Below are 7,358 nucleotides of genomic sequence, written 5' to 3'. Positions count from 1 at the left end.
CGCAAGTCATTCCCATACCCAGCCGCCCCAACACGTTTCATCCTCTTATTATGTCAAATGCTCTAAGAAAGGAGTCTTTTTGCTGCCCTCAGCCGCTTCCAATAAGGGAGCAAGCGGGTAAGCCTGAGCTTGTGCGGCCTTATCTTATGCACGGCGGCGTAGCCCCCCTTATTTGGTGGCTGCGGGACAGCTGCCCTTCAAAGTTGTTGTGGTCTCAACCCCCTGGGCCAGTTCAGCTGCGCCCTTCCAACTCGGCTCCAGCTTCTTCCCATTCCTGCATCACCACTTCAAGCTGCTGCTCTAGCGTGTGCGCGGCGCGGCCCAGCTCGGCAAAATCGGCATCAGGGGCGGCTTGGGCCAGGGCCAGGCCAGCGGCTTCCACCTCAGCTTCCAGCCGCTCAATCTCGGCTTCCAGAGCCTGCACGCGCTTGCCCAGCTGATAGGTATTCATGCCCGAAAAGCGGGTCTGGGGGGTTGGAACCTGCTCAGATTTGGCCTGTGGAGCCTTATTCTGTGCAGATTTGACAGGTGCAGGCGTGGTGGCGGCTTCTTCATGCTCAGCGCGGCGGACTGGATGCTGGTCACGGTAATCCTCCCAGCCGGGATAGCGGTAGACTTGCCCGTCTTCCACCAGCCAGACCTGATCGGCCAGCTCCTCGATAAAGGCACGGTCGTGGCTGACCATCAGCAGGGTGCCGCCGAACCCACTGAGGGCGTCTTCCAACGCTTCGACCATTTCCATATCCAGGTGGTTGGTCGGCTCGTCCATCACCAGAAAGTTGTGGTCTTCCTGTGCCAGCCGGAGTAAGGCCAGCCGCGCCCGCTCGCCGCCCGACAGAATCCGGGTGGGTTTGTCGTGCTGGTCGTAGGGAAACAGAAAGGTGCCCAGCAACGTGTGGGCTTCGGTGTCCTTGGCAGTGTACTCGCGGGCCACGTCAAATAGGGTTTTTTCCGGGTCTACGCCGCGCAGCTGCTGGTCGTAGTAGCCCACGCTCACCCGCGCTCCGGTCAGGGTGCGGCCCTGCGGGTCGTCGGAGGGGTCCAGGCCCAGCAGGGTCCGCAGCAGTGTGGTCTTGCCCGCGCCATTGCGCCCGATGATGGCCACCCGTTCGCCCCGGCGCAGCTGAAGGCGGACCCCTTCGAACAAGGTGCGCTCTCCCATGCGGCGGGTCAGACCCTGCGCGTCCAGCACCACTTCGCCGCTTTCGGGAGCGTGAAACGTGATAGAGGTGGTGCGCAGCTCGGGCGGCGGCGCACTCACCGAGGCCGCCTGCATGCGGTCCACCCGCGCCTGCATGGCTTTTGCCCGGCGCGCCAACTTGGACATGCCCAGGCCCCACACTTTCATGCGGTCAGCGCTGGCTTGCAGGTCAGCCACGGCCTTTTGCTGCTGGGCGTACTGCGCGGCCTGCTGCTCCAAGTCCTGCTCCAGCGCCGTGCGGAAGCGGGTGTAGCCGCCCGGATAGCGCCTGAGAATGCCGTCACGCAGATGGGCTGTTTCCGTGGTCACGGCGTCCAGAAAGGCCCGGTCGTGGCTGATGACCAGCACTGCTCCGGGATAGCGGCCCAGGAAGGTTTCCAGCCACTCCACCATCACGATGTCCAGGTGGTTGGTGGGCTCGTCCAGCAGCAGCACGTCCGGGTTCTCAACCAGCAGCGCGGCCAGGCCCAGGCGGGTGCGCTCGCCGCCCGAAAGCCCAGCGACCTCTTCTTGCTCGCGGCCCCGAAACCCAAAGGCCAGCGCGGCAGCTTCTTTGCGGCTGCGGCGCTGAAACCCGCCCCGGCGTCCGAAGGCTTCCAGCAGCTCCTCATGGCGCAGGATGCTGGCCTCGGTGCCGTCGGTCATGGCCTGCGCTGCGTCGTTCAGCTCGGCTTCCAGGGCGTCCAGGTCGCGAAAAGCCGCTTCTAACACGCTGTCCACCGTACTTCCGGCAGGAAAGCTGGGGTCTTGGCTCAGGCTGCGGACCCGCACGCCCGGCCCCCAGACGACGGTGCCGCCGTCGGGCAGAATCTCGCCGGTCAGCAACCGCAGCAGCGTAGATTTGCCCGCGCCGTTGCGGCCCACCAGGCCGACCCGCTCGCCCGCATGCAGCGCGAACGAAGTGCCTTCCAGCACCCGGTGGGGTCCGTAATATTTTTCGGCGTCTTTGAGGGCAACCAGCACGCGGGGCAGTATAGCGATCAGCCCATGGCGGCCAGCACCCAGCCCTCCCCGCTGGCCTATGACCTCGGGCCTACTGACCTGGTGACATGAGAATAAATGCATGGAATAGACGTGGAAAGCCCTTTTCTGGGGTCCAGGTCAGGGATTCGTTTGATTGTGGGAGTAGACTGGGGCGCATGTGGAGAGTTGCTGTTCAACCTGCGTTGCTTCTGGTCCTGAGCCTGGGCGTGGCTCAGGGGCAAGTGCAGGTGCAACAGGTCTACGGCAGCGCCGAGGGGCGGCAGGGTGGCGCGTGGCGTCCCCTGCTGCCCGGCGCGGCGCAGGCTTCACAGTTTCGCACTGGAGCTGGGCGCGCCGAACTGCGCTGGGGCAGCGGCCTGGTGCTGCTGAACAGCGCCACCCAGGCACGGGTTAATCAGGGCAAGGTGCAGGTGACGGCAGGTCAGGCCTACATCACTGGGCCTGTGCAGCTGTATGTGCAGGGCTATCACCTCAATGTGCCCGCAGGCAGTGCTGCCCGCGTTGACCTGCTGGCCCGCACCGAGCGGATTGCCGCACTTCAGGGAACGGTGCGGCTCGCTTATGGAAGCCGCACCGTGAATCTGGTGGCTGGAAGGCAGCTCTCCCTCGGTGGAGGGCAGACTACGGCGTATCAGGAGCGGGATCCTTGGTATCAGTCCCGCATTACCGGGCGCGGCGACGCGGTGATTGAGGCCCTGCGCGGGCAGGTATCGGTAGGCCAGGGGCAATTCCGGGCGGCCAGTGCCGGACAGTCGCTGGCCGAGGGCCAACGTCTGCGGACCGGCGTCAACTCCTGGGCGGAGGTGGGCTTTACTGGGGGCGGCTACCTGCGGCTTCAGGCCGACAGTGAGCTCCAGGTCACGGCAGTGCAGACCTCGACCCGTGGCCGTGAAGTGTGGTTGCAGCTGAACCGGGGCAGTGCCTGGAACGTGGTGGCCAGTGGGCAGGGCGGTTACCGCCTCAACACGCCGGTGATCAGCACGGCGGTGCGCGGCACGGTCTTCCGGGTGGACGCAGACGGGCTGGTCAAAGTCTTCGAGGGTGAGGTCGAAGCCGGTGCAGAGGCGGTGCAGAGTGGGCAGCAACTCCAAGACCGCCAGCTGGAAGTCTTGCAGCCTGACGCTCAGGACGCTCTGAACCTCTCGCTCGACGCCCTGCGTGCCCTACCTATCGGCCTAAAAGACCTGACGCTGCCGGGCGGAGATTTGACCGTACAGGCAGCGCCGCTCAGTGAGCTGTGGCTGGAAGCCCGCGCCAGCGACGGCGTGCTGTGGGCCTGGCCGCTGTATCCCCAGAGCGAGGTGGCCCTAGACAGCGAAGGCCGCCCCCTGAGTTTGGCTCCCGTGGCTTATACCCTTTCTGCCGTGGGCCGCCAGCAGGTGGCGGCGCTTCCGCCGGGCAGCTATATCTTCCGGGTGGCGGCTCGGCGCTACGTCCAGCAGCAGGAATTGACCCTGACGCTGCCGACATCCGTGGCTGTGCCCCCGCCAGTTGCCCCCGTGGAGAGCTACGACTAAGATGTCGCCGCGTCCACCCCACGCCGGGCCCTGGTGGGCGGTCCCTGGCCGCCATGCCAGCTGGCCCTATTTGCTGCTGGCTGGGTTGGTGTTTGGCGGTTTGATGGGCCAGGCCTGGCCGTACAATCCAGCGGCCTGGAACCTGAGTGGACAGATGTTTGCACGGCCCGCGCCGCAGGCTGTGCTGGTAGATATTGACCCAGCCAGTCTGGCGGACTATGGTCCCCTCAACACCTGGACCCCTGAGTTGTACCGCGCCGTGACTGAGCAGCTTCAGCAGGCCGGAGCGCGGGCCATTGGGGTGGATGTGCTGCTGGATCCCAGCCGCCCCGATGCAGCGGAGCTGAACCGTGTCCTGGCGCAGAGTGGCGCGGTGCTGGCGGCGTTGCCGGGCGATCTGGCCCCGCTCGGTGGTGGACAGCTGCGTACGGGCGTAAGTGCGCTGGACCGCAGCTTGCTGGGCTCCAGCTACAGCTTCCGCACGGGCTACCGCACAGCTGACGGCGAACTGGTGCCCACGCTGGCCTGGCAGCTGGCCCGGGCCGCTGGGTCCGAGGCACCGCTGGACACCCGGCCCCGTTTCCTGCATCACTTCACCCCTGCGGTGATGGACACCCGCCTGAGCTTCCGTGACGTGGCCACTGGGCGCTTCCGCTACGCCGATGTGCAGGACAAAGTGGTGGTGATTGGGCAGGCTTCACCGGACTCTCTGCGGCCCACAGGCAGCGAGCTACAGGCCCGCGCTGTTGCCAGTCTGCTGGTGCCGCCCTACCTGAGCCTCCCCGCCTGGGCAGCAGCGCTGCTGGCTGCGTTGATCACGGGTCTGAGCTTCGTTCTGGGCCGCTACTGGGGGCTGGTGTTCGCTCTGCTGATGCCTGTGCTGACGCTGGCGCTCTGGCGGGCCGGTGTGGCGTTTCCGGGCATGACCCTGGCCCTGGCGGGCCTGATTGGACTGAAGCTGTCCGGCGTAGAGTATCTGCTGACGCAGAGCAGGCAGCAGCCTGTCACCCTGGCGCAGCAGCAGCTGGGCACCCGCGCCGGGCTCTCGCGGGCGGTGGAAGCCATGCTGAGCGTCCCTGGCAGTGGGCGGGGTTACTTGTTCCTGCTTCGTCTGGAAGGCTACGGCATGCTTGAAGAGCGCTTTGGGCGGGAGTGGGCTGAGGAAGGCGTTGATCAGGGGCTGCGCCGACTGAAGGCTCTGGGGGGGCAAGTCCCCGATGCGGAGAGCTTTGGCTTTCGCTGGGAGCCCGACGAATTGGTGTTTCTGGTAGAGCCGCTGTCGTCGCCCGCCGAGGCAGGGAAGATAGCTGCCTGTCTGGCGGACGCCCTGGGCACGGTCTCGCTGCGCGGGCAGTCCCTGCGGCCCCTGGTGGGCTACACCCAAGTGGAGGCTCCGACCGGCCAGCCACTGGATGAGGCGTCCGCCCATACCTTGATTGAAGCGGCCCGGCAAACCTTGCTGCCCGCGGCGAGCGCCTGAGACAGCGTATTGCGGCTCCCCTTGGTCACGCTTTGACGCTGCCTTGGAGCATTTGACCAAAAGCTGGACCTCTTTTCTTCACCCGTTTACCCACGAACGGCCAGCGGCAGAAACGACTCTAGGCCTGAGATTTCAGCGTCTGGAGCCGAAAGTCTTATGAATGCGGGGCGTCTTTCAGGCGCTGCGGCAGGTTCTTTGGATTTTGACCATCAGTCCTCTGCGTAGGGCCGAGGTCTGCCTAACCCACAAGAAAAACAGCCCGACCTGCGAAGGTGGGCTGGCGTTCATAGGCGCAGGGAAAGGCTTAGGCGTGCCGGGTTTCAGGCCTCGACTTCGGTATCCTCAGTGGACACGGCGTCATCTTTGGGGGCCTCCTTCGGCGCTGCGTTGTCCGGCTGGTTGCTGGTGCGAATGGCGGCCAGCACGCGGGCGCGGATTTCGTCTTCGAGCTCGGGACGCTCGGCAATGTACTGCATGGCTTTTTCCTTGCCCTGGCCGATGCGGTCGTCACCGTACGAATAAAAGCTCCCGGCCTTCTTGATGATGTCCATGTCGCTTGCCAGCGTCACCAGGTCGTTGAGCTGGTCGAAGCCCTTGCCGTAGACCAGCGCCAGTTCCACTTCCTTGAAGGGCGCGGCGACCTTGTTCTTGACCGACTTCACCTTGACAGTGTTGGCGACGGCGTCGTTGCCCACCTTGATCGGCTGACCGATCTTGCGCACGTCCAGGCGCACGCTGGAATAGAACTTCAGTGCGCGGCCACCAGTGGTGGTTTCGGGGTTACCGTACATCACGCCAATCTTCTCGCGGACCTGGTTGATGAAAATGGCCGCGGTGCCGGTCTTGGACAGGATAGAGGTCAGCTTACGCAGCGCCTGGCTCATCAAGCGGGCCTGCAAACCGGGCAGCGAGTCGCCCATTTCACCTTCGATTTCGGCCTTGGGGGTCAGAGCCGCCACCGAATCCACCACCACAATGTCCATGGCGCCGGAGCGCACCAGCAGCTCCATAATTTCCAGCGCCTGCTCGCCGTTGTCGGGCTGCGACACCAGCAGCTCATCGGTATTCACGCCCAGGGCGCGGGCGTACACCGGGTCCAGCGCGTGCTCGGCGTCAATAAATGCCGCAGTGCCGCCAGCTTTCTGGGCCTGCGCGATGATGCTCAGCGCCAGGGTGGTCTTGCCGCCCGACTCGGGGCCGTAGATTTCGGTGATGCGGCCACGCGGCACGCCGCCCACCCCCAGCGCCAGGTCCAGGCTCATGGAGCCGGTGGAAATGGTCTGGATGTCCAGCTTGCTCTCGGCTCCCAGCTTCATGATCGAGCCCTTGCCGAACTGCTTTTCAATCTGGCTCAGGGCCGTGTCAATGGCTTTTTGGCGCTCTTTGGCGTCGGTGGGCATCACGGTGGGTTCTTTGGTGGTTCGGCTCATGAGTTCTCCTGTGCTCCGGCAAGTTGGGCCAAGTTGGCCTGCGCCGAAGGCTCGGTGGTGAGGTCGGGTGCGGCGTCCCCAGCACTAGGGGCACCCCGCAACTCAAAGCGGGAAAGGGTCTGGTAGATGGGGCCGGTCTTGCGCAGCACCGACCTCACCAGACTGACGTGTCCGGCGGTCCAGCCTGCATCTTCAAAGACCAGCGGGGGAAGGCGGGGGGCGGGGCCTTTTTTGCGGGCCAGGGTGACGTGCGCCTTGAAGGCCTTGTCGTCGGTCTCCAGGCCCAGCTCGGCCACGCCAGCGCGCAGGGCTTCGGCCAGCGGGTCCAGGCCCGCCGCCTCGGCCTTGACGAACCACACGCGGGGGCTGCCTTCGTTCGGAAAGTAGCCGGTGCCGCGCAGTTGGATATCCAGCGGTCCCACTGCACGGGTGGCCTGCACGCCCAGGCGCTTGAGGTCGTCTAGGCGGTCTGCGGGCACGCCTGGCAGGTACGCCAGCGTGATGTGCAGCTGTGAAGGTTCTACCCGCCGCCAGTTGCCGCGCAGTTTGGCCTGCGCCTGCGCCAGCTCGGCAGCCACCGTATCCGGCACCTTAAGGGCATAGAACAGCCGCAGTCGGGCGTCACTGGCCTCTCCCTGTGGGAAGCGGCCAGTTCGGCGGTTCCGCGTGGATTTGGTACCGGTCACACGCTGCGCCTGACGGCAGCGGGCGCAGCCGAAGAAGCGAAGGGCCGAAGAGGAAGGTGT

5 protein-coding genes are annotated in these 7,358 nt (G+C 65.3%); 2 read left to right on the top strand and 3 right to left on the bottom strand.

Annotated elements, in window-relative coordinates:
- Positions 1–232: 232 nt before the first annotated feature.
- A complete protein-coding gene (locus IE158_RS05400) occupies positions 233–2,116 on the bottom strand; it encodes an ABC-F family ATP-binding cassette domain-containing protein (RefSeq protein WP_229838918.1) in 1,884 nt (627 codons plus the stop codon).
- Positions 2,117–2,340: 224 nt separating this feature from the next.
- Between IE158_RS05400 and IE158_RS05395 the strand changes: the two genes are divergently transcribed.
- Positions 2,341–3,702, top strand: a complete 1,362-nt coding sequence (locus IE158_RS05395; RefSeq protein ID WP_189642639.1) for a FecR family protein — start codon at positions 2,341–2,343, stop codon at positions 3,700–3,702.
- 1 nt (position 3,703) lies between these two features.
- A complete protein-coding gene (locus IE158_RS05390; protein ID WP_189642638.1) occupies positions 3,704–5,182 on the top strand; it encodes a CHASE2 domain-containing protein in 1,479 nt (492 codons plus the stop codon).
- A gap of 320 nt (positions 5,183–5,502) precedes the next feature.
- Here IE158_RS05390 and recA read toward each other — a convergent pair whose 3' ends face one another.
- Together recA and thpR are read right to left on the bottom strand one after the other, a co-directional pair.
- Complete coding sequence (recA, locus tag IE158_RS05385; RefSeq protein ID WP_189642637.1) at positions 5,503–6,612, bottom strand: recombinase RecA; 1,110 nt, start codon at positions 6,610–6,612, stop codon at positions 5,503–5,505.
- Positions 6,609–7,298 carry an RNA 2',3'-cyclic phosphodiesterase gene (gene thpR / locus IE158_RS05380; protein WP_189642636.1) on the bottom strand — a complete coding sequence of 230 codons (690 nt, stop codon included), beginning with the start codon at positions 7,296–7,298 and terminating at the stop codon, positions 6,609–6,611. Before thpR ends, recA begins: the two co-directional genes overlap by 4 nt.
- Positions 7,299–7,358: the final 60 nt, after the last annotated feature.

The sequence above is a fragment of the Deinococcus piscis genome (assembly GCF_014653275.1).
In the GTDB taxonomy this organism is placed as follows: Bacteria; Deinococcota; Deinococci; order Deinococcales; family Deinococcaceae; genus Deinococcus; species Deinococcus piscis.
This window is presented reverse-complemented; position numbering and strand designations above follow the sequence as displayed.